Source organism: Planococcus sp. CP5-4_YE, from assembly GCF_019042655.1.
In the GTDB taxonomy this organism is placed as follows: Bacteria; Bacillota; Bacilli; order Bacillales_A; family Planococcaceae; genus Planococcus.
Window position 1 is genome coordinate 179641 of the sequence record NZ_JAHPZO010000001.1, and the last position, 19771, is coordinate 199411.

21 protein-coding genes and 1 riboswitch are annotated in these 19771 nt (G+C 47.7%); of the genes, 2 read left to right on the forward strand and 19 right to left on the reverse strand.

What is annotated here, in order from left to right; genetic code table 11:
* Positions 1–13: 13 nt before the first annotated feature.
* From KTG14_RS00930 to KTG14_RS00955, 6 genes are all read right to left on the reverse strand, one after another.
* On the reverse strand, positions 14–994 hold the full coding sequence (locus tag KTG14_RS00930) for a YpdA family putative bacillithiol disulfide reductase (protein WP_216968515.1): 981 nt from the start codon (positions 992–994) through the stop codon (positions 14–16).
* A 34-nt stretch (positions 995–1028) separates the two neighbouring features.
* The gene (locus KTG14_RS00935) at positions 1029–1814 is read right to left on the reverse strand and encodes a metallophosphoesterase (RefSeq protein WP_216968516.1); all 786 of its coding nucleotides are present in this window, start codon (positions 1812–1814) and stop codon (positions 1029–1031) included.
* 69 nt (positions 1815–1883) lie between these two features.
* The gene (locus KTG14_RS00940; protein ID WP_216968519.1) at positions 1884–2513 is read right to left on the reverse strand and encodes a CBS domain-containing protein; all 630 of its coding nucleotides are present in this window, start codon (positions 2511–2513) and stop codon (positions 1884–1886) included.
* Positions 2514–2574: 61 nt separating this feature from the next.
* Positions 2575–3351, reverse strand: coding sequence for a LysM peptidoglycan-binding domain-containing protein (locus KTG14_RS00945; RefSeq protein ID WP_216968522.1), 777 nt, complete (start codon positions 3349–3351; stop codon positions 2575–2577).
* 81 nt (positions 3352–3432) lie between these two features.
* Positions 3433–4860: a RecQ family ATP-dependent DNA helicase gene (locus KTG14_RS00950; protein WP_216968524.1), complete on the reverse strand. Its 1428-nt coding sequence runs from the start codon at positions 4858–4860 to the stop codon at positions 3433–3435.
* Positions 4857–5882, reverse strand: coding sequence for a YpbB family protein (locus KTG14_RS00955; RefSeq protein ID WP_216968526.1), 1026 nt, complete (start codon positions 5880–5882; stop codon positions 4857–4859). The genes KTG14_RS00950 and KTG14_RS00955 overlap by 4 nt, the downstream gene beginning before the upstream one ends.
* A 106-nt stretch (positions 5883–5988) precedes the next feature.
* On the opposite strand from KTG14_RS00955, the gene KTG14_RS00960 reads away from it, so the two are divergent.
* Positions 5989–6240, forward strand: coding sequence for a ferredoxin (locus tag KTG14_RS00960; RefSeq protein WP_068869317.1), 252 nt, complete (start codon positions 5989–5991; stop codon positions 6238–6240).
* Positions 6241–6297: 57 nt separating this feature from the next.
* Here KTG14_RS00960 and KTG14_RS00965 read toward each other — a convergent pair whose 3' ends face one another.
* The 11 genes from KTG14_RS00965 to KTG14_RS01015 form a co-directional block, all read right to left on the reverse strand.
* On the reverse strand, positions 6298–6879 hold the full coding sequence (locus KTG14_RS00965; protein WP_216968528.1) for an ECF transporter S component: 582 nt from the start codon (positions 6877–6879) through the stop codon (positions 6298–6300).
* Between the two features lie 145 nt (positions 6880–7024).
* Positions 7025–7160, reverse strand: a riboswitch (FMN riboswitch).
* A gap of 77 nt (positions 7161–7237) precedes the next feature.
* Positions 7238–8407 (reverse strand): hypothetical protein, encoded by a 1170-nt coding sequence (locus KTG14_RS00970; RefSeq protein WP_216968530.1) that lies wholly within the window; start codon positions 8405–8407, stop codon positions 7238–7240.
* Positions 8397–8930 carry an RNA polymerase sigma factor SigX gene (gene sigX / locus KTG14_RS00975; protein ID WP_374939886.1) on the reverse strand — a complete coding sequence of 178 codons (534 nt, stop codon included), beginning with the start codon at positions 8928–8930 and terminating at the stop codon, positions 8397–8399. The genes KTG14_RS00970 and sigX overlap by 11 nt, the downstream gene beginning before the upstream one ends.
* Before the next feature lie 46 nt (positions 8931–8976).
* On the reverse strand, positions 8977–10755 hold the full coding sequence (locus KTG14_RS00980) for an ATP-binding protein (protein WP_216968535.1): 1779 nt from the start codon (positions 10753–10755) through the stop codon (positions 8977–8979).
* Positions 10748–11464 (reverse strand): response regulator transcription factor, encoded by a 717-nt coding sequence (locus tag KTG14_RS00985; protein ID WP_068485838.1) that lies wholly within the window; start codon positions 11462–11464, stop codon positions 10748–10750. Before KTG14_RS00985 ends, KTG14_RS00980 begins: the two co-directional genes overlap by 8 nt.
* A gap of 103 nt (positions 11465–11567) precedes the next feature.
* On the reverse strand, positions 11568–12752 hold the full coding sequence (ccsB, locus tag KTG14_RS00990; RefSeq protein ID WP_216968537.1) for a c-type cytochrome biogenesis protein CcsB: 1185 nt from the start codon (positions 12750–12752) through the stop codon (positions 11568–11570).
* A complete protein-coding gene (locus KTG14_RS00995; protein ID WP_216968539.1) occupies positions 12749–14401 on the reverse strand; it encodes a cytochrome c biogenesis ResB family protein in 1653 nt (550 codons plus the stop codon). Before KTG14_RS00995 ends, ccsB begins: the two co-directional genes overlap by 4 nt.
* Positions 14402–14414: 13 nt before the next feature.
* Positions 14415–14966: a thiol-disulfide oxidoreductase ResA gene (resA, locus tag KTG14_RS01000; protein WP_216968541.1), complete on the reverse strand. Its 552-nt coding sequence runs from the start codon at positions 14964–14966 to the stop codon at positions 14415–14417.
* Positions 14967–15055: 89 nt separating this feature from the next.
* Positions 15056–15787: a pseudouridine synthase gene (locus tag KTG14_RS01005; protein ID WP_211654380.1), complete on the reverse strand. Its 732-nt coding sequence runs from the start codon at positions 15785–15787 to the stop codon at positions 15056–15058.
* Between the two features lie 164 nt (positions 15788–15951).
* Entirely contained in the window at positions 15952–16542 is a 591-nt protein-coding gene (gene scpB, locus KTG14_RS01010; RefSeq protein WP_216968543.1) for an SMC-Scp complex subunit ScpB, read from the reverse strand.
* Positions 16514–17284, reverse strand: a complete 771-nt coding sequence (locus KTG14_RS01015; protein WP_216968545.1) for a segregation/condensation protein A — start codon at positions 17282–17284, stop codon at positions 16514–16516. Before KTG14_RS01015 ends, scpB begins: the two co-directional genes overlap by 29 nt.
* A gap of 62 nt (positions 17285–17346) precedes the next feature.
* Between KTG14_RS01015 and KTG14_RS01020 the strand changes: the two genes are divergently transcribed.
* Entirely contained in the window at positions 17347–17847 is a 501-nt protein-coding gene (locus tag KTG14_RS01020; RefSeq protein ID WP_216968548.1) for a DUF309 domain-containing protein, read from the forward strand.
* 3 nt (positions 17848–17850) lie between these two features.
* Here the strand turns inward: KTG14_RS01020 and KTG14_RS01025 are convergent, their stop codons facing one another.
* Both KTG14_RS01025 and lysA read right to left on the reverse strand, forming a co-directional pair.
* Entirely contained in the window at positions 17851–18210 is a 360-nt protein-coding gene (locus KTG14_RS01025) for a GNAT family N-acetyltransferase (RefSeq protein WP_058380529.1), read from the reverse strand.
* A 181-nt stretch (positions 18211–18391) separates the two neighbouring features.
* Positions 18392–19714, reverse strand: a complete 1323-nt coding sequence (gene lysA, locus KTG14_RS01030) for a diaminopimelate decarboxylase (RefSeq protein ID WP_216968550.1) — start codon at positions 19712–19714, stop codon at positions 18392–18394.
* Positions 19715–19771: the final 57 nt, after the last annotated feature.

The following is a 19771-nucleotide window of genomic DNA, read 5'->3' on the forward strand; positions in this document are numbered from 1 at the left end:
TCTTTGGGATAATCTAATCTGTTAAATTTTTCAGCGTTTGTTTTTCTGCAATCGCCGCTGCGATTTGCTGGCCGTGGAAACGGCCATTTTCGATAAAGATCTCATTAGCGTTGTTTCCGGCAGCGATGACACCTGCGATAAATAAATCCTCAACGTTCGTCTCCATCGTTTCTTCATTGAAAGATGGCCTGCCGCTTGCCGCATCGATGTCAATCCCCATGTGCCGGAGAAAACTGTGATCCGGATGATAGCCAATCATGGCAAAGACAAAATCATTTGCGAAGGTTTCTTTCGTATCGTTGACGGTCAGTTCCACTTCCCCTTCACGGATCTCGTCGACGATGGAATCGAACAACATGGTAATTTCACCTTGGCGCACGAGTCCGTCGAATTCCGGCAAAATCCATGGCTTGACACTTTTCGAATAACTCGTGCCGTGATAGGACACCGTCACGCGGCTGCCGGCTTTATGTAGTTCCAGCGCTGCGTCCACCGCCGAATTCTTACCCCCGATCACCAACACGTCACGGTCAAAATAAGGATGTCCTTCCTTGAAATAATGCATCACTTTCGGCAAATCCGCACCCGGCACTTCAAGCTTGTTCGGATGGTCATAATAGCCTGTTGCGACTACCACATATTTTGCTTTGTATTCATTTTTGGTTGTTTTTACAAAAAAGCCGTCCGATTGTTCAATCGATATAGCTGTTTCGAATGCCCGTACATCTAGTGCGTGCCGCTTCACCACTTCACGGTAATAGACGAGCGCTTGATTGCGCTTCGGCTTGCGGTCTTCGGTAATGAATGGCACATCCCCGATCGACAATTTTTCGCTGCTGCTAAAAAATGTCTGATGCGTCGGATAGTGATAGATGGCGTTGACGATATTTCCTTTTTCGAGAATGATAGGGTGCAAGCCCATTCTCTGTATTTCGATGGCGGCCGATAAACCGCACGGCCCGCCCCCTACGATAATGACATCTGCATGTTCCATTTCAACCACTCCTGTAATAATGTCCATATCCATCTTAGCCGATTGCAGAGCTTTGCGCCAAATACTTGTTGCCCGAGGCAGGATGAATTTCAAGAACATGGTATTGCGCTTTTGCGCCCAGCCTTAACGGCAATGTCGTCGTGCCGAACCCATTGCTGATGAGTTCGGTGATTCCTTGCGCAACAGTCAAAGAGCCCCGGTCGAATATTCCGAACGGCCCCAGCCTGATTTGGCCTCCATGAGTATGGCCTGCAATCATCAGGCTGACTGGATAATGTTGTTTTACATGCTTAAAGACAAAAGGCGTATGGGAGATGAAAATGACGGAATCGCCTTTCTCGACAGTGCGGAAAGCATCTTGCACACTATTTTCCCGAAAAGCGAAATAATCGATTCCTGTCAATTTGAGCTTAGTGTTTCCGAACAATTCAACCGATTCATCATCAAGTATGATGGCACCTTGTTCTTCGAGCAATGCCCTCAACCGTTCTTCGCCGATTTCCCTGTCATTATTTCCGAACACGTAATAAACTGGAGCAAGTTCACTCAAAACCCGCAAGTTTTCACGGATGCGTTGTTCCGGAACCCCCCATTCCACGAAATCCCCGCCGATGACGACAAGATCGACGTTATCAGCGAACATATCGCGCCGCAGCTTGCGCCGGTGAACGTCGGAGATAAAAAGCAGTTTAAACGGAGAAAATTGGGCGTTTCCCGATAAGCGGAGGGCTGCTGTTTCTTTTTTTTCGCTGTGGGCGGCACGGAACATCCACGCCAGTAAAGCCAAGCCCGCAAATCCGATCCGTAAAATCCATTTCATGACGTACATCCTTTCCGAAGCAACAAAAAAACATAAGCTGCGCTTATGTTTTCCTGTTCAAGCCGCTATTCAATCTTCAGTGATATCAAGAATACGGAAGCCGGATTTTTCCAGTTCCTTCGTGAATTTTTCGATATTGTTCTTTTTCTTGACCTTCAAGACAATGCGGCGCACCATTTTGTCTGTTTCATCAAACGTAACAAGTGAAACGACCGATTCCTTGTATTTCTCAATAATTTCCCCGAGCCGGCCGATGCGGCCTTCCGATTCAACGGATGTCACAGTAATGCGCACCCCGGATTGTTGCATACCAAATGCACTTTGCAATTGGTTGACGACATCGAAACGAGTGACGATCCCTAGAAATTTTTCTTCGTCGACAACAGCGATAATTGGGAAATCACGTAATTCGACCAAGGCTTTTTCATACACATCATCGATATTTAAGTAGACATCCTGATTGACCATAACATCTTTTACTTTAGTCGAACGGACAAACTCATCTTTTCTTGCATCTGAATAGAAGAAAGCCCGATACGCATGGTACCAAGTAAAGATTCCTTTGAATTTGTCGCCATCGACGACTGGCAACGCATCAACGGAATGCCGCTCTAGCAACTCCACACCTTTTTCCATCGTGTCTTCTGGATTCACTGTAATACATCTTTCTTTTTTCACTAATGCACTTTTAACAAACATCTGCTCACCTCTTTTTAGATTCTTTCTATCTTTTCCCTAACAGGGAGCATTTAATCTCGCCTTATGGCAAAATCAATGTTTGTCCAGGGCTGATATCGTTAGATGCCAATCCATTGGCCTGTTTAATTTTCTCAACAGCAGCGGCTGCACCACTTGCACCGTAGTTATTGACTGCAATGCGGTACAGCGTTTCACTCGATTGGACGGTTACTGTCTTGCCGCCAGCAGTCGGGGGTTCCACCTGCTCTTGTTGCTGCTCTTTTTCTTTTTCTTCAGCTTGTGTACGCTGTTCGGCTTCAGCTTTTGCCTTTTCTTCGGCTTCGGCATTAGCTTTAGCTTCGGCTTCTTCACGCGCTTGTTGTTCTGCCAGCGCTGTTTCCTTGGCTTTTTCCGCTGCTTGTTGTTCCGCAGCCGCCTGCTCTTTCTCTTTCGCTTTGACAGCTGCCTTTTCTTCACGCTCACGCGCTTTTTCTTTCAGCTCTTTTTGTTCTTGCGCTTCTTTTGCTTTGGCATTTTTCTTTTCTTCTTCGTCTTTCTCCTGGTCGTCTGCAGCGGCAAGTACCGTGCTGTCAGAAGGCGGCTGGGAGTTCAGTTCGAAGCTTACTTCATTTTCGTTTGTTTTGGCAGTTAGCGTGTCATCCGGTTCAAAGTAAAACGCAACATAGATCAGCAAAGTGACCGGAATCAAGATAAAGATGAAAAACAAGGAAGGTAATAATAAACCCCTGCTTTTTGGCTTGGGCATTTGGCGTGCGCGCCTCGTCAATTCTGCCATTCGTTCCTGTGACAATTCCTGGCGATTCTTTTCCATTGATTCATGATAATTATCGTTTCCCATTTTCACGACTACCCCTATCTGTACTAATATATCTATTATGACGAAAAAAGGCTTATTTGTAAATAATAGAAATATAGATTTTCATATAGGAAGAAGGACCTCCAATCGCTCTTTCCAAGACCCTTTTGGCGAAGCTTTCAGTTCACTTTGAAGGTCTTTGAAGAGACTGTAGTCGATCCCGTGAAAACTGCAGCAATTAGGCGGTATTTCAAGGTTTTCCTGGTCGAAGCTCCTGCTGATGTGTTGCCGTATGCAGCCGCTTGTGTGGACTAGCCTGCGGATTGAGTCAGCTTGCCGTTGTTTTTCTTTTTTCAATTGTTCGATCTGGTTCAATGTGCCTTCTAGCGGAAGGCGTTCACGCCAATAGGAAATGATGCGATACGCCGTTTCTCTGATCATCCCCTGCTCAACCAATTGTTTTGCTTCTTCGCCCCGCTCATAAATCAGTTCAATTTCATGTTTCTCAGGCAAATCATCCATGATTAGACTCTCTACGAGTCGCTCGTCCCCTACGGCATACAATAAAGTCGCGAGCGAAGGCAAAGAATCCCGGCCGGCACGCCCGACTTCCTGAACATATCCTTCTATAGAAGAAGGCAATTGGAAATGGATAACGTGGCGGATATCGGGAATATGGACCCCCATGCCGAACGCATTGGTTGCACATACCCACTCCAGCTCCTTGTGGGCAAATTGCTGCTGGACAAAAATGCGGTCCTGCTGTTCCATCCCACCGTGATAAAATGCCGCCCGTATGCCGAGAGCGAGAATTCGCTCCGCCAATTCCTGCGATTTGCGCCGCGTTCCGGCATAAATGATCCCTGGCCCTCCATATGTCGTCACTACGTTTAATAGTTCTTCCAATTTGTCGCTGTCATTATCGAATTTGCGGATATCGTAGCTGATGTTCTTTCGGTCCATCGGATGTGAATAGACGAATGGGTCAACCAATTTTAAATAACGCTTGATTTCATCTGTTACTTTGTCGGTCGCCGTTGCGGTCAGCGCCAAGGTTTGTGGATTTCCAAGCTTGGGCAGGACTTCCGCAATGCGCAAATAGTCCGGCCGGAAATCGAAGCCCCATTGAGAAATGCAATGTGCTTCGTCCGCAACAAGCAGTGAGATGCCGAGTGCTTTCAATTTACCGAGCGCATACGGCTGTACAAGCATTTCAGGAGCGATAAAGATGAATTTATAAGTACCAAGCGTGTTCCAAACCCTTTCGCGATCTTCCGGTTTCATAAAGGAATTGATGGCAATGACCGATTTTTCTCCCATCTTCTTTAATTGGGCAACTTGGTCTTGCATCAGCGATAAAAGCGGCGAGACGATAACGATGGCGCCTGGCAAGATTTTCCCGGGCAGCTGATAACACAGCGATTTCCCCATTCCGGTTGGCAACAGCGCCAGTACGTCACGCCCTGCCAGCACTTGCTCGATTACTTGTTTTTGGCCAGGGCGGAACTCTGTGTAGCCATACGTGTCATATAAAAGCTTTTCAAGATTCATGTGAAGCCGCCTCTCATAGCTAATGCCAGCCGGATTTGAAAATAACTGGCTTCTGGCAAACGCTCTTTGATATCCCGCAAGCGCATTGTCTTCAACTCCTTGCTGATATGATGGATGGATTGAAATAACTGCTCGTCCATAAACGGTGCAGAGCTGAACGCTGGATCGTTCATTGCCATTTCCACGAAATGATCCTCGATTGTACTTGTTTTCAGTTGCCGGAGCTCAGCAATCTGCTGAAGTGAAAATCCGCGTTCGGACAAGTTTTGCGTTCGTTTCGCTGATTCCGTCAAAGCGGATTGTTGGATGATGCCTTCAAGCATACCCGCGAGCAAGGGATATTCCATCCCTTCAAGGACGTCCAGCCATGCATGCAATGCTTCGACAGCCGCAATTTTCACATCTATCGGCAAGAGGCCATGCTCCATGGCCAATTGATCCCAAGTGAGCCCGCCGACACCACACCCCGACAACCGCTCCATTAGGATAGCTTTATGGACTTCGCTTGTTTTTGCTAATGCTAAGCTGTTTTCAAGTTGGTTTTTGAACGCTTTTTGAACAGCGGATGAACGAAAGTCGATACGCTTCAAATAAGCTTTGGCCCATGCCTGTACCGTTTCATCGGTGACGACTGGATCAAAACGCTTTTGCCCTTGCATGAAATTGGACATCGTCTGGACCACCAACGATAGTCGCGAAAAAAACCTATTTTCATTGCCCCTGTACTTCCAGCCGTTCAAGGGAGCAGGCGGAATTTCCAGAGCGAATGCAGAGCCATGGAGCTGGACCTTGTTGTCATTCGGAATCAAGAAGCCTTGCGCCTGCAACCTGTCAATGGACGCTAGATAGTCTTGCTTGTCCAGCTTCGGGAGCACTGCAAAATAAGGATGCAGCTTAAAATAGCCAATATCCTGAATCGTTTGCCCTGATTTCTTTCCTTTAATTAAATGATAAGGGGAAGAAACGGTCCGTTGACCGTCTACCGCTTTCATAATCGCTAAAACGACTTCATCGAATCGCACTGAATTACCCTCCTGGCGGTTTTGGGTTGAAAAAATCACGAAATATCTATAGAATAAACACGATAGTATAACTGAACTTGTTCGGAGATAAAGGAGAGGAACTGGAATGGCTAAATATACCATTGTTGATAAAGATACGTGTATCGCATGCGGAGCTTGCGGAGCGGCAGCACCAGACATTTACGATTATGATGATGAGGGCATCGCCTTTGTTATTCTTGATGATAACACGGGGACTGAACAAGTGCCAGATGAGCTGATGGAGGATATGGAAGACGCATTTGAAGGATGCCCGACCGATTCCATTAAAGTTGCAGACGAGCCATTTGAAGGAGATCCACTTAAATACGAAGACTGATCAAAACATAGTCAATAGAAAAAGCGGCCGGAAGAATTATCTTCCAGCCGCTTCTTTTTATGATAAGTAATAGGAACGTTGTTTTTCTATCCATGTATGCATGCTGCCAAAGATCAACAAGACGACGGTCGTAAGTGCCAGGCCTTTGATCAAGTTGAATGGCAAGATTCCGAGAACAATGGTCGTGTACAATGCGTTTCCGGTCTGTTCAGGCATATTCAGGAAATACGTATACATCGGTAAGAACACGAAATAATTCAGCAAACTCATGCCAATTGCCATCGTCAATGTACCGATGATTAACCCGAATGCGATTCCTTTTTTTGTGGAAACTTTACGGTAAATGGCATAGACCGGCAAAATGAACAATAGGCTCGTCGCAAAATTCGCCATATGCCCTACAGGCACGCCAGTCGGGCTCCCTGAAAAAATCCAGTCCAATACGTTTTTAAAGAATGCTACTAAGGCGCCTGCCACTGGCCCCATCGTGATCGCAGCGATCAACGCTGGCACGTCACTAAAATCCACTTTCAAAAATGCTGGCAACGCCGGCAGCGGAAAATTGAATAGCATCAACACAAATGAGATGCTGCTCAGCATACCGATAACGATCATCGATTGCAATTTCTTGTTCTTCATGTTCCTCTCTCCTTGTCGTGATTCACCAGAAGAAAGGTTCGGAGCGCATGCTGCCCTAAAAAATCCCTTAAGCAAGAGTCGCTTAAGGGAGAGTCAGGCACACTGAATAAACGGTCCGTTGTTAAAAAACGGCATGCGTCCGCACCTTCACCTTCTCCCATCCAGACTATACTGTCGGCTTTGGAATCTCACCAAATCCTGCTTTTTACGGCTCGCGGGCTGATGGACCATGATGTCCAATTACCGCCGGTAGGGAATTGCACCCTGCCCCGAAGATGAATCGATATTTTTTTATACAAGTTAATCTTATAAAAAAAAGACCGCAATGTAAACCATACTGCTTACATTGCGGTCTTTTTTATTTTTCTGGCCAGTCAATGCGGTTGGGCGAAACTGGCAGTTCCAGTTCTTTAGAGAAATCGAAGCCTGCCCATTCCGATTGGATAGTATTGGATATCATCAGCGATGAACCATAGGATTTCGCCGTGAGCGCCATGCTTTCGATCATCTGCATCGCCGCCGCTTTATCCAGTGTCTCCAAATCCAATTGCTCTTCAAATATCAAGTCGGCGTTTGCCCCATCCACTTCGACGCGATAGCTGACTCCTTCAGGAACCGGCGAACGGTAATCGTCATTCGGTGATTGCTGAAGCGCCAGTAGCGCATCTTTTACATTACCAGGCGACATGCCGTAAGCCGGCGCCAAATAAGCTTCACCTGCAGACGATTCTAGCAAATAAAAACTTTGCCCCTGTTCGCCCGGAACGAGTGGTTCCACCGTGCCCATATGGGATAATTGCGCCGCCTCGCCATCTTCATTCAAGACACGGATTTCCTGTTGATCCATGAACGTTTCCTCTAGACTGGAAAGATACAGCAAGGTAGAAGCCGAACCTTGATCGTAGGTGTGGCTATCCGGAAGGAAATGGCTGATGGTCGACCCGTTTTGCTGGAGCTCGCCTTCATATGGATGATAGTCATCAAAACCCAATTCGGATTCATCAATTTGCCCGGAGAAAGTTTCATATAACTCGAGCGCAGTTGGCTCTGCCATATCGGCCAGTTGTGTTGGAATGACGAAACTGACCGGCACAACATATCCGTGATAAGCAAGCCCAATGCGCAACATATATGCATCTTCCAGGTCGCTTTCATAAACTGCGCTCCGCTGTACTTGCGGGTCTTCCGTAGCCAAACTCGCTGCCCTGTCGGACTCTTCTATGTTTCCGTCAGCTTGTTCCGTCTGAGTCTCGTCTGTCGCCATCGTCGACTCCGCGTCGCTGCTTTCAGTCTCGCCGCTGCTAGAGTCGGTGCCATTCTGCTGCAGCAATGAGGCTACAAGTACCGAGATGCTCAGGAATGCCACGATAGCAACCAGCAGAGGCAGCCAGCGCTTCGGCGACCTCTGAGTTTGCTCTTTGTGGGAAAGCTTTTTATACACTTCGGCTTTTGGCCGTCTGTCATGTATTTTGGGAAAATCCCGCAACAAATTTTCGATTTCTTCATCGCTCCAATTGTCATTCGGCATATTCTCCTCCCCCTTCTGCTTCTAGTAATTTTTGGCGGAGGGACCGAATCGCCCGGTGCTGTGTCGTTTTGACTTTGCCTTCCGACCACTCCAGGACTTCAGCAGTTTCCGCAATGGAGAGATCTTGGAAATAACGCATGATGATGACGAGCTTTTGGTCACCTGTACATAGATCGAGCATTTGATACAAGCGGACCTTGTCTTCATTTAGCAGCGAAACCTCTTCCGGTATTTTTTCCGTTGAAACCAATTGCTGGGTTTCCCAGTCGAAAAAATCCATCGAATGCTTTTTCCTTACTGCGGTCTTGCGGAAATGGTCGATGGCGACATTTTTGGCGATCGAAAAGAGCCAAGTCTTTTCCGAACTCTTTCCTTGGAACCGGTCATAAGCACGCAACACCCTCACATAAACTTCATGCATCAGATCTTCTGCCACATGCCGGTCCTTCACTAAATACACCAAAAACTGAAAGACATCTTGATGATATTGATCGTACAGCCGATGAAACACGGAGTCATTCACGCAACTCCCCCCGTTCCTTGGATTAGTCGTCACGACAACAGAAAAGTTACATTTCCTTCAGCGGCAATGTAAAGATGAACGAAGTCCCTTCACCGAATTTGCTTTCAGCGCGAATTTCTCCCGAATGCGCTTTGATGATATTGCTGGCAATCGCGAGGCCAAGCCCTGTGCCGCCTTTGCCGAGCGTTCTTGCCTTATCGGCTTTATAGAAGCGCTCAAAAACGAACTCCAGGTCCTTCTCTGTAATTCCCGCCCCGGTATCGTTGATCGAAACTTTTGCGTAGTCTCCCATGTTTTCGACATTCACTTGCACTTGCCCTCCCTGCGGAGTGTGGCGAAGTGCATTATCGATCAAATTCGTCATGACCTGTTCGATGCGGTCTTCATCCAGTTCAGCTGCCGCCCATTCGTCGAGTTCTGTCGTGAAGCTCAGTTCGATGCCTTTCTCTTTTGCAGCTTGGCTAAATTTCAAACTCATCCGTTCGATGGCATTATTGAACTGTACCAATTCTTTGTAGAGGCGCATATGTCCTGATTCCAATCTCGCCAAGTTCAATAGATCCGTGACGAGACGTCCCATGCGCTGTGATTCTTCATAGATGATCTTGGTCATTTCATTGCGTTCTTCTTCGCTAGCTCCGACGTCATCGAGCAAGGCCTCGCTATAGCCCTGGAGCATGGCGATCGGCGTCCGCAGTTCGTGGGATACATTAGCGATAAAATCTTCGCGCAGCTTCTCAAGGCGGTGCTGCTCTGTCATGTTGTGGAGCACAGCCACCGCGCCGCGTACGCTCTCGCCACTGTAAAGCGGGCTGAAATTGATTGCATAATAAGCGCCTTCGATTTCAAGCTCTTCCTCGATTTCCTCCTGGAATGTCAAAACATGGTCGAGCATATGGAGCATTTCCGACGGCAACGCATTGGCATCGGTCGTGCCATCTTTGAAGAGCCATTGCTGCAGCAGCTTCTCCGCCGGTGGATTGCTCAACAGGATCGTCTTGTCCTGATTGAATGTGATGACGGCATCCGCCATCGAAGTCAAGATGCTCGATAATTGCTCTTTTTCCTGATTGATGACTTCGAGATGATGCTTTAATTGGCGTCCCATCTGGTTAAAGGCAATCGCCAATTGGCCGATTTCATCTCCAGAAGATACTTTTACTTTTGTGTCGAAATTCCCTTTCGCCAACTCAAATGCCCCTTCGCGCATATTGCGCAGCGGGGAAGTAATTCGGGTTGATAGGAAAAATGCGAAAAATGTCGTCAACAATAGCGCGATAAACGCTGAGAGGAAAACGATATTGGTCGTTCTTTCGGCCGTGCGGCCCATAACTTCCAATGATTGGTAAATAAAAACAGTCCCGTGAAGCTCATCGCTTGTTTGGAGAGGTGAAGCCATGACGATATACGATTCCATGCGGTCTGCTTCAGATAAAGAGGGCAATAGCATTTCTTTCGTCACGGTTTCATCGCTTTCGAACACTTTTTGAAATTCGTTTTCGCTGACGATTTTTTCCCTGATTTCCTCGCCATTCAAGCCGTCATGCAGATAATAGGAGATTTTCCCCGGTTCTTCTGCGATGACCGCATTAGTTTCAGGACCCAACACTTCGTCGACAATAGACAAATTGTCTTCATTGCCATGATCATTGAAAATCCTCGCGATCATATTGGCTTCGTTATGAAGGGATTCCTCTACCGTCTCGCTATGAAAGTTTCCGAGAAACTCCAACAGCAGCACCGTCACGATAAACAGGACAAAGGAAACGAGAAGCAAAATGGTTACCCACAGCTTCCCGACGATGCTATTCCATATTCTATTCATTGCCGACCTCAAATTTGTATCCGACACCCCAAACCGTGACAATCATCTTAGCGGCGGATTCCGATACGCGGTTCAATTTTTCACGCAAGCGTTTGACATGGGTGTCCACGGTACGCAAATCGCCGAAAAAGTCATAATGCCATACTTCTTTGAGTAAATGCTCCCGGTCGAACACTTTATCCGGCGATTTTGCCAAGAAATATAAAAGTTCATACTCTTTTGGTGTCAAATTAACTTCAACTCCGTCCGCTGTGACGCGGTGTGCATCGTGATCGATCGTCAGATGCGGGAAGACGACCAAATCCTTTGAGACAGTCGAACTCGTAGAAGGCGAATAAGCCGACGACCGGCGCAAAATCGCTTTCACGCGCAGCACGACTTCCCGTGGGCTGAACGGCTTGACGATATAATCATCCGCTCCGGATTCAAACCCTTCTACGCGGTTTGCTTCCTCCCCTTTGGCCGTCAGCATGATGATCGGCGTCATTTTCGTCTCTCGAAGTTCGGTTGCCACTTCGATGCCATCTTTTTCCGGCATCATGAGGTCTAGCAGGATGCAATGGTAATCTGTCTCCATCGCTTTTTCCAATGCTTCCACGCCGTTTTCGGCTTCTTCCACCATATATCCTTCACGTTCGAGATACATTTTCAACAGGCGGCGGATTCTCTCTTCATCATCCACTACAAGAATTGTAATTTCCTCAGACATCCTAATCCCTCCAACTTTCATCTCTATAACTTTCATTGTACCGATAAGGGTCCCAAAAATAAACGAAAAGCCTTTTCCCATGGAAGGAAAAGGCTTTTCGTCGTCAAGCGTATGAATGCAGTCCGGCAATAATCAAGTTGACTGCCACCAAGTTGAACATGATGATGACAAAACCGATTACAGCGAGCCAAGCAGACTTTTCGCCTGCCCAGCCTCTGCCAAGCCGCAAGTGCAAATACGCTGCGTAGAACAAGAATGTAACGAGTGCCCACACTTCTTTCGGGTCCCAACCCCAGAAGCGCGACCAGGCGATTTGCGCCCAGATCATGGCAAAGATCAATGCCCCGAGTGAAAAAATCGGGAAGCCGATGATGATCGAACGGTAATTGATCTCATCCATCAGCTGCAGATTGACGTTCTTCGTAAACGGCTGCAGCATTTCGGAAATGCGTTTGCGGAAGATGAGCCGGATCAATGCGTATAGCACCGTCCCGACTAAGACCGACCAAAGTACAGTCGTCAATTTCCCGGCATGGACAATCGGCGGCATTTCCAATAACGGCGTAAACGCGCCGTCTGTCAATGGCTCAAATTCGTTCATCCCGAAAATCGCCGGCATATTGTAAGTAATTTCCGACGGCTGCCCGTCTTTATTGACATAAGCGAAATCTGCTTCATAATTCGTCAAGGTAAAGAATGTGCTGGTCACAACAAAGCCCAGGACCAAGACCAGTGAATACATGATGGCCTCAAGCCAAAAGCGCTGCTTCGACTTTTTCTTTTGGTCAATGACTTTGAGCAAATAAATCAAGCCAGCTGCCGCACTGATCGCAAGAATCCCTTCCGCGATGACGACCGTGATCACGTGAATCGCCAGCCAATTTGTCTGCAGAGCCGGGATCAATGGGCTCACTTCACTCGGGAACATGCTTGCGTAAGCGATAATCAATAACGCGATTGGCAAAACAATCATTCCGAGTACTGCTGTTTTATACAACGCATAAAGAATGATGAATCCGCCGACAAGCGTCATTCCGAATGCTGTCGTGAATTCGAACATATTACTGATCGGCGCATGGCCTGTGACCATCCACCGTGTGATGAAATACCCTAATTGCGCAAGGAAGCCGATGACCGTAATGGTGATAGCGACTTTGCCCCAGCGCTGTTCAGATCTGTATGTGCCTTTTTTATTGCCTTTTACAGCCCCGCCGAATACGAATGTTGCGATCAGGTAGGCGATGAAGGCTACGAATAATAGATTGGAACTGATGTCGGCTAATGTCATGTCAATTGTTCACCTTCCCTTTTCTCCTGTGCTTCCATGTCTTCCTGTTGGTCGCGATATGCCGGAAGAGAAGCGTGTTCAGTCACCTGGTCCAGATCTTTTTTCAGCCCGAACCAGTTTTTGTTCGTATGGCCCGCAAGTAAAATGCTGCCATCTGCCTGCTGCTGGATCCAGAAGCGGCGGTGGTTGAAGTACATACCTTGTGCGACACCGATCATGAAGATCAAGCCGCCGAGCCCGAGAATCGGCAGGGTGCGGTCTTTACGCACCGTCAAGCCGGATGCATCCCGCGTCTCGACTCCTTGGAAGGCAAGTTTATAGTCGTTATCGCCCAGTGGTTCAACTGTGTTCTGAATAGTGATAAAACTAGTTTCACCGTCTGGTGTGTCAGGCGTCGTCATTTTGACGAGGAAGCCCGGATTTTTCGGCAGCGGTGTAGCAGTTTGCGGTTCACCGTTTTCAAAACCGGAGAAGTCGGGATAATAACCGAGCAATTCCACAACAGAGCCATCTTCAAGCTCATAATTGGTTTCAGGATTCACCAAATCGATTGTTAAATCTCCGCGGCTTTCACCAGTTTCCTTGTTCTGAAGCGCGAAGCTCATCGTTTTCAGCTCATCTTGTTGAAAATCCATCTGATACAAGGCGTAGCCATCGAATTTAAATGGCTGGTTGACGCGGATGGCGTGTTCTTCCACCATTTCCATATCGGCTGTATCACCCGGCAATGCACCTTCAGGGATTTTATAAAGAACAACATCCGTTTGGTAATTTTTCGCTACGGTTCCGACGCGGTCGATCGCTTCGCCGAACTTTTCTTCTTCGCCTTCGCCTGTATAAGTTTCCAAAGTAAAACCTTTGCTCTCAAGCACATAGCCTGGCGCATCCGGAATGGCACGTGTTTCGCCTTCGCGGATCCACAAAGTTTCATCTACATAGAAACCAGGCATCATGCGCAGCATGACACCGAATAAAAAGATGATCAATCCGATGTGATTGACATACGGGCCCCAGCGCGAAAAACGGCCTTTTTCAGCAAGCAAGCCATTTTTATCGGTCGACACCTTATATTTCAAATCGGCCAGTTTTTCTTCAGCTTTTTTTAGCGTATCCGTATCTCCCGGCCCTTCCGCCAAAATGCGCTGTTTGCGCATGAAGCTGGAATGACGCAGCACGCGCTGGTTCTTCAAGGATCTATAGAGCGGCACAAACCGGTCTAGGCTCGCAATGATCAACGAGATCGCAAGCATGCCGACCAACCCGATAAACCAGAAGGAATTGTATAAATCATGGAAGCCAAGCGCATGATACACAGTCCCGACACTTCCATAGATATCAGTGTAATAAGCTTCGATATCCGCTTCTGTCGTTGCCGGCACGTATTGTTTCTGAGGCAGGATCGTGCCGAGGGCAGCAGCGATCAATAAGACGATGATGATTCCGACGCCAACTTTAACACTGGAAAAGAAATTCCAAATTTTGTCGATGATCGATTTGTTATAGGTTTGGGAACGTCTCGCCGTTCCTTCATAGCGCATATCCGCTAATTGTTTGTTTTGTTCCTGTTCATTGAGCGGCCGGCCGCACGATTCACAGAGAACCGTTCCTGGCGGGTTTTCATGGCCGCATTTGCAAATCAATTTGTCCATCCGAAAAATCTCCTTATTCAGGTTTGATTTCTTCCATAAAACCTGCGATATCCTGCTCTGTCATTTCACCGGTTACGATGCGCTGGATTTCGCCTTGCGGATTCACCAGCATGGTCGTTGGAAGCGGGCGGATGTTATATGCAGTCATGACGCTTTTATCACGGTCGATGGCAATCGGAAAGTTAAGTCCGTATTGACGGGCAAACGTTTCTACTTCAAAATTCGATTGCGCAATATTCACCGCAAGGACTTGGACGCCTTGATCTTCATATACTTCGTACTGGTTGGCCATCGCGGGCATTTCCTTGATGCACGGTTCACACCATGTGCCCCAGAAATTGAGGAACACGCCCTGCCCTTTATAATCGGACAGCTTATGGGTTTCACCGTCGAGATCCGTCAGCGTAAAATCCGGGGCTGGATCTCCCACTTTCAGCACTTCCACTTCATCGGCCGTCACACTATTGTAGATCGTATAACCAATGGCCGCGACCAATAATAGCAAAATAACGGAGCGCATGATCGTCCGGTTTTTCTTTTTGTTTCTTTTTTTCTCCGTACTCATAAAGATCCTCCTTCGAAGGATTGGATGCACATCAATTATAGCAAAGTTTCAATGGGCGCCTGCCCACAGTTTTGAAGGGTTTGTGAACGTTAGCGGCGTTTGCCGGTATCCGCAAGCACACGCAGCTGTTTCACTTCATGGGGACTGAGCTCTCTCGATTCGCCAGCGTTCAAGCTATGCAATGTCAAAAATGCGAATTGCTCACGGCTTAGCTTCTGTACCGGGAAGCCGATCGCCTCGAACATGCGGCGGACTTGGCGGTTGCGCCCTTCATGGATGGTAATTTGGACAATCGCTTTTGCCGCTTTCGTGTCGGCTGACAATAATTTCACTTTTGCCGGCGCTGTCATGCCGTCTTCCAGCTTGATGCCTCGTTCGAGTTTCTGGAGGTCTTCCTTGGTCGGGATGCCTTTTAAACGCGCGACATAGGTCTTATCGATCTCGAATTTCGGATGTGTCAGGCTATTGGCGAATTCTCCATCATTCGTCAATAGCAATAACCCTGAGGTGTCGTAATCGAGACGGCCGACAGGATAGATGCGTTCCTCAACGTTCGGGAAGAAATCCGTTACGACTTTGCGGTTCTTGTCATCGGACACTGCCGATATGACACCGCGCGGCTTATAAAGTAAAAAGTAAACTTTGCGTTCTTTTTCCATTTGGACGCCTTCGACTTCGATTTTATCGGACGGTGTCACTTTGACACCCAATTCCTTGACAGTTTTTCCATTAACTTTTACTTTACCATCTAAAATCATTTGTTCTGCTTTGCGCCTAGATGCAATTCCTGCATGCGCCATCACTTTTTGCAATCTTTCCATTTCCAGTTCACCCCATCTAATTAAATACCGGCTGCATAGGCAGCCGATTCACGTTCTTCGCGGTCTTTCTAACCGGAATTATGGCATAATTCCAGCCAAAGAGAAAGCGCATCGCTCAAAAGAAAAGAAGACTGTTAATGCGCCCCAGTCTTCCCAGTAAGCTCCTATGCATTTACTTCTTCTTTGAATGCTTCTTGAAATTTTGTCATGAAGAGATCGGTGTCTTCTTCCGGTTCTTGCACCAGCTCTTCAGGCAACGGAGGCAATTCCTCCAAATTCTTCAAGCCGAAATAATTGAGAAATTCGTCGGTTGTGCCATACAAGATGGCACGGCCTGTTCCTTCAGCACGCCCGCATTCGTGAATCAGGCCCTTGGCTGCGAGAGTCGCCAGCGCTTTTTCGCTCTTCACGCCACGCAAATCCTCAAGTTCCACCCGAGTGATCGGCTGTTTGTACGCCACAATCGCCAGCACTTCAAGCGAAGCCTGTGAGAGTGATTGGGGAGTCGGGTTTTCCACCAGCTTCTGGATGGTTTCCGCCATTTCCGGCTTGGTAACCAATTGATACACGCCTGCCAGTTCTTTTAGCATCATACCGAAATTTTCTCCGTCATAGCGGCTCTTTAACTCCGAGAGCGCCTGCTCCACTTGTTCTGCATCAGCTTCTGTCAAAAACTGCAATTGGCTCAAACTCAAACCATCGTCTCCTGTGACAAAAAGCAATGCTTCAATTTGGCCTAAAAGGTTCTTCTTCATCTTGCCACGTTTCCTTTCTCAGTTCCACCGACAATTCGGTGAAATTCTTTTGCTGTTCGACCGCAATTACTTGCCGCTTCATCAACTCAAGCAAGGACAAAAATGATACGACGAGCACCGCCTGGTCATCAGACGGGAAAAGTTCGGAAAAATTAGCCCGCCCTTTAAATGACTTCAGCCGTTCGACCATCGAGCCCATCTGTTCTTTGATGGATACTTCCTGGCGTGCGACACGAGTCGAAAGCGGCGCCCTCAATTGCTTTCGGCGCAGCATCTTCTGGAATGCCCCTAGCATGTCATAGGCATTGGCATCATACTCCATGGCATCGGGCTGCTGAAGTTCTGACAAATCCGCAGGCGCTTTCGAATAAAGCACTGCCCGTTCGTTCTCCAGTTTCTTCAGTTCACCGGCCGCTTCTTTGTATTTTTTGTACTCAATCAGCCGCGACACCAATTCGTCGCGGGGATCTTCTTCATCGAATTCATAATCGACTTCATCGATTTCGCCTTCATGCACCGGCAGCAGCGTCTTGCTCTTAATCGCTAGCAAAGTCGCCGCCATCACCAAGTATTCGCTCGCCTCATTAAGTTCGAGCACTTGCATTGCACGAATATGCTCCATATACTGTGTAGTGATTTGAGAAACGGGTATATCGTAAATATCGATTTCCAAACGATGAATTAAATGCAATAATAAATCAAGCGGGCCTTCAAAGGCGTCCACTTTCACTTTATAAGACATGTGACTACCACCTGACTGTTCATATTCCTACTATACTTGATTATAGAAGAAAGGAGATTGAAATGCATCCGCTTAACCATCCCTTATTCCTTCAGTACATCATCCATTTCAATGATGAAAAAGATTATTTTGAATGCCACGAAGTTGGGGAAGAGTATTGGAAACAAATCGCCCCGAAAGATAAAGCGCATCCACTGACCGGATGGATCCAATTGGCGGTCGGTATGTACCATTGGCGCCGCAGCAATTATCCCGGAGCACTCCGCTCGCTTATAAGGGCCAAACCGAAACTCGCTGAAGCAGGCATTTGGACCGAAGGCTTCGACCAGCAGCAATTGACACGGCTCCTTACCGAATCGATACAAGGAGTCACAGACCGCGCACCGTTCGAACACCGCGACCTGCCCCTTGTGCCTGGCGAGCTCGTTCAAGCAATCGAAGAAAGGAAGCACCAATACTTAGCCCCTGAGCACGATGAGCATTATTTGATGCACAAGCACCGGTTGCGTGACCGGTCGGAAATCATTGCGCTCCGGCAACAGAAAAAAAGGCGGAACCTTTAAGAATTAAAGGCCGCCTTTTTTTACTGGGCATTTATTCAGGAAAGCTTCGGTTTCATCTGTAGCGCGCATTTCCCGGTGCTGCATCATGTCTTGAATCTTGTCAATCATCTGATGGCCGATCCCGTCGCCCCGATGGGATGGGTTCACCGACACGTGATGGATGGTGTAATGATCATCTGCGACTTCCACACCTAACAACCCGACAAAATCGTCCTCTTTTTTCCATAGGAACAATTGCCATTCCGGGTTTTCTTCATAGATGTGCATGGTCTGCTGCAGCTTTTTCAGTTCGCGTTCTTTGGGCATGAACGACAATAAGCCCATGGCGATCTTTTCAAATGATTTTTTGTATCTGTATAACATAATTGATCCCTCATTTTCATCTTAAAAGCAGCTTTACCTATACTACTATAAACTCCCCAATAACTCAAGTTTACGCAGGATTAGCCACCTGTGACATTGTCCGCAAAGAAAAGCCAGTAGGCAATGCCCCAAGCGACTGCCATTAACAGGACGAACAGGAACAGCATGATGTTCTGTTTTCTCATCGCTTAGCCTCCTCTTGCATATAACCCACTTCATTCTTCACCAAGTCTTCAAAACTTTCCCGCCGAATGACGAGCTGATGCTTGCCGCCTTCTGCAAAAACGACTGCCGGTCGGGTGATCCGGTTATAATTGCTCGCCATGGAATAGCCATATGCACCAGTACAGAAGACAGCCAGAATATCGCCGGCTGAAACTTCCGGCAATTGGGCTTCTTCGATGAGCTTATCACCGGATTCACAGCATTTTCCTGCGATCGTGTAAACTTGCCCTGCCTGTTCTTGCGCGCGGTTGGCGAGCAAGGAACTGTATTTTGCACCGTACAGTGCAGGGCGGATATTGTCGGACATGCCGCCGTCGACCGCTGCATAGCGGCGTGTGTCGGGCACGTCTTTTGTCGAACCAATCGTATAGAGCGTCGTGCCCGCGTCGCCGATCAATGAACGGCCTGGCTCAATCCAAATTTCTGGCACCGGGAACCCAGCCTCTTCGGATGCGGCTTTGACTGTGCGGATCATGTCTTTCACATACACGGCAGGCTCAAGCGGAGCATCTTCTTCCGTATAGCGGATGCCGAAGCCGCCGCCTAGATTCAATACGCTGCATGTGTAGGAATGGTCTTGTTTCCATGTCGCCATTTTCAATAGCAATTTTTCAGAAGCCATCTGGAATGCTGCTGTTTCGAAAATTTGCGACCCGATATGGCAATGGAGGCCGATCAACTCGAGATGTCCGTGCCCATAGGTTTCTTCGAAAGCGCGGTCTGCCTGGCCATTGTTCAAATCAAACCCGAATTTCGAGTCTTCCTGGCCGGTCGTGATGTAATCATGCGTATGGGCTTCAATGCCCGGCGTGACACGCAGCAAGATGTTCATCTTCTGTTGGCGCCGTTCCGCTGTTTTTTTCAGCAGCTCGATTTCGTGGGAATTATCGACGACGATGCAGCCGATTTCTTCATCAAAAGCCATATCAATCTCCGCTTGGCTCTTGTTGTTGCCATGAAAATGGATTTTCTCTTTGGGGAATCCACTTTGGATCGCCGTGTAGAGTTCACCGCCGGACACAACATCGAGCGACAGCCCTTCTTGTGCAGCGACTTGGTAAATGGCGATGCCCGAGAATGCTTTACTGGCGTAAGCGACTTGGTAGCCGACCTGTTCGTTTTCGAATGTTTGTTGGAACGCTTGTGCACGTTCGCGGAAAAGTTGGATGTCGTAAACAAAAAGCGGTGTGCTGTATTGTGCGGCGAGGTCAACCGCATCTACTCCCCCAATTGTCAAATGGCCTTGTTGATTGATTGATTGTGTCCCGTATAGATGCATGTCGACTCCTCCTGAATGGGCTATGTATAGTAAAAATCTTGCTGAGCCTAGACCCAG

Coding starts and splice junctions, on each gene's coding strand:
- KTG14_RS00930 (WP_216968515.1), bottom strand. CDS start 994: ATGGAACATGCAGATGTCATTATCGTAGGGGGCGGGCCGTGCGGTTTA.
- KTG14_RS00935 (WP_216968516.1), bottom strand. CDS start 1,814: ATGAAATGGATTTTACGGATCGGATTTGCGGGCTTGGCTTTACTGGCG.
- KTG14_RS00940 (WP_216968519.1), bottom strand. CDS start 2,513: ATGTTTGTTAAAAGTGCATTAGTGAAAAAAGAAAGATGTATTACAGTG.
- KTG14_RS00945 (WP_216968522.1), bottom strand. CDS start 3,351: ATGGGAAACGATAATTATCATGAATCAATGGAAAAGAATCGCCAGGAA.
- KTG14_RS00950 (WP_216968524.1), bottom strand. CDS start 4,860: ATGAATCTTGAAAAGCTTTTATATGACACGTATGGCTACACAGAGTTC.
- KTG14_RS00960 (WP_068869317.1), top strand. CDS start 5,989: ATGGCTAAATATACCATTGTTGATAAAGATACGTGTATCGCATGCGGA.
- KTG14_RS00965 (WP_216968528.1), bottom strand. CDS start 6,879: ATGAAGAACAAGAAATTGCAATCGATGATCGTTATCGGTATGCTGAGC.
- KTG14_RS00970 (WP_216968530.1), bottom strand. CDS start 8,407: ATGCCGAATGACAATTGGAGCGATGAAGAAATCGAAAATTTGTTGCGG.
- KTG14_RS00980 (WP_216968535.1), bottom strand. CDS start 10,755: ATGAATAGAATATGGAATAGCATCGTCGGGAAGCTGTGGGTAACCATT.
- KTG14_RS00985 (WP_068485838.1), bottom strand. CDS start 11,464: ATGTCTGAGGAAATTACAATTCTTGTAGTGGATGATGAAGAGAGAATC.
- ccsB (WP_216968537.1), bottom strand. CDS start 12,752: ATGACATTAGCCGACATCAGTTCCAATCTATTATTCGTAGCCTTCATC.
- KTG14_RS00995 (WP_216968539.1), bottom strand. CDS start 14,401: ATGGACAAATTGATTTGCAAATGCGGCCATGAAAACCCGCCAGGAACG.
- resA (WP_216968541.1), bottom strand. CDS start 14,966: ATGAGTACGGAGAAAAAAAGAAACAAAAAGAAAAACCGGACGATCATG.
- KTG14_RS01005 (WP_211654380.1), bottom strand. CDS start 15,787: ATGGAAAGATTGCAAAAAGTGATGGCGCATGCAGGAATTGCATCTAGG.
- scpB (WP_216968543.1), bottom strand. CDS start 16,542: ATGAAGAAGAACCTTTTAGGCCAAATTGAAGCATTGCTTTTTGTCACA.
- KTG14_RS01015 (WP_216968545.1), bottom strand. CDS start 17,284: ATGTCTTATAAAGTGAAAGTGGACGCCTTTGAAGGCCCGCTTGATTTA.
- KTG14_RS01020 (WP_216968548.1), top strand. CDS start 17,347: ATGCATCCGCTTAACCATCCCTTATTCCTTCAGTACATCATCCATTTC.
- KTG14_RS01025 (WP_058380529.1), bottom strand. CDS start 18,210: ATGTTATACAGATACAAAAAATCATTTGAAAAGATCGCCATGGGCTTA.
- lysA (WP_216968550.1), bottom strand. CDS start 19,714: ATGCATCTATACGGGACACAATCAATCAATCAACAAGGCCATTTGACA.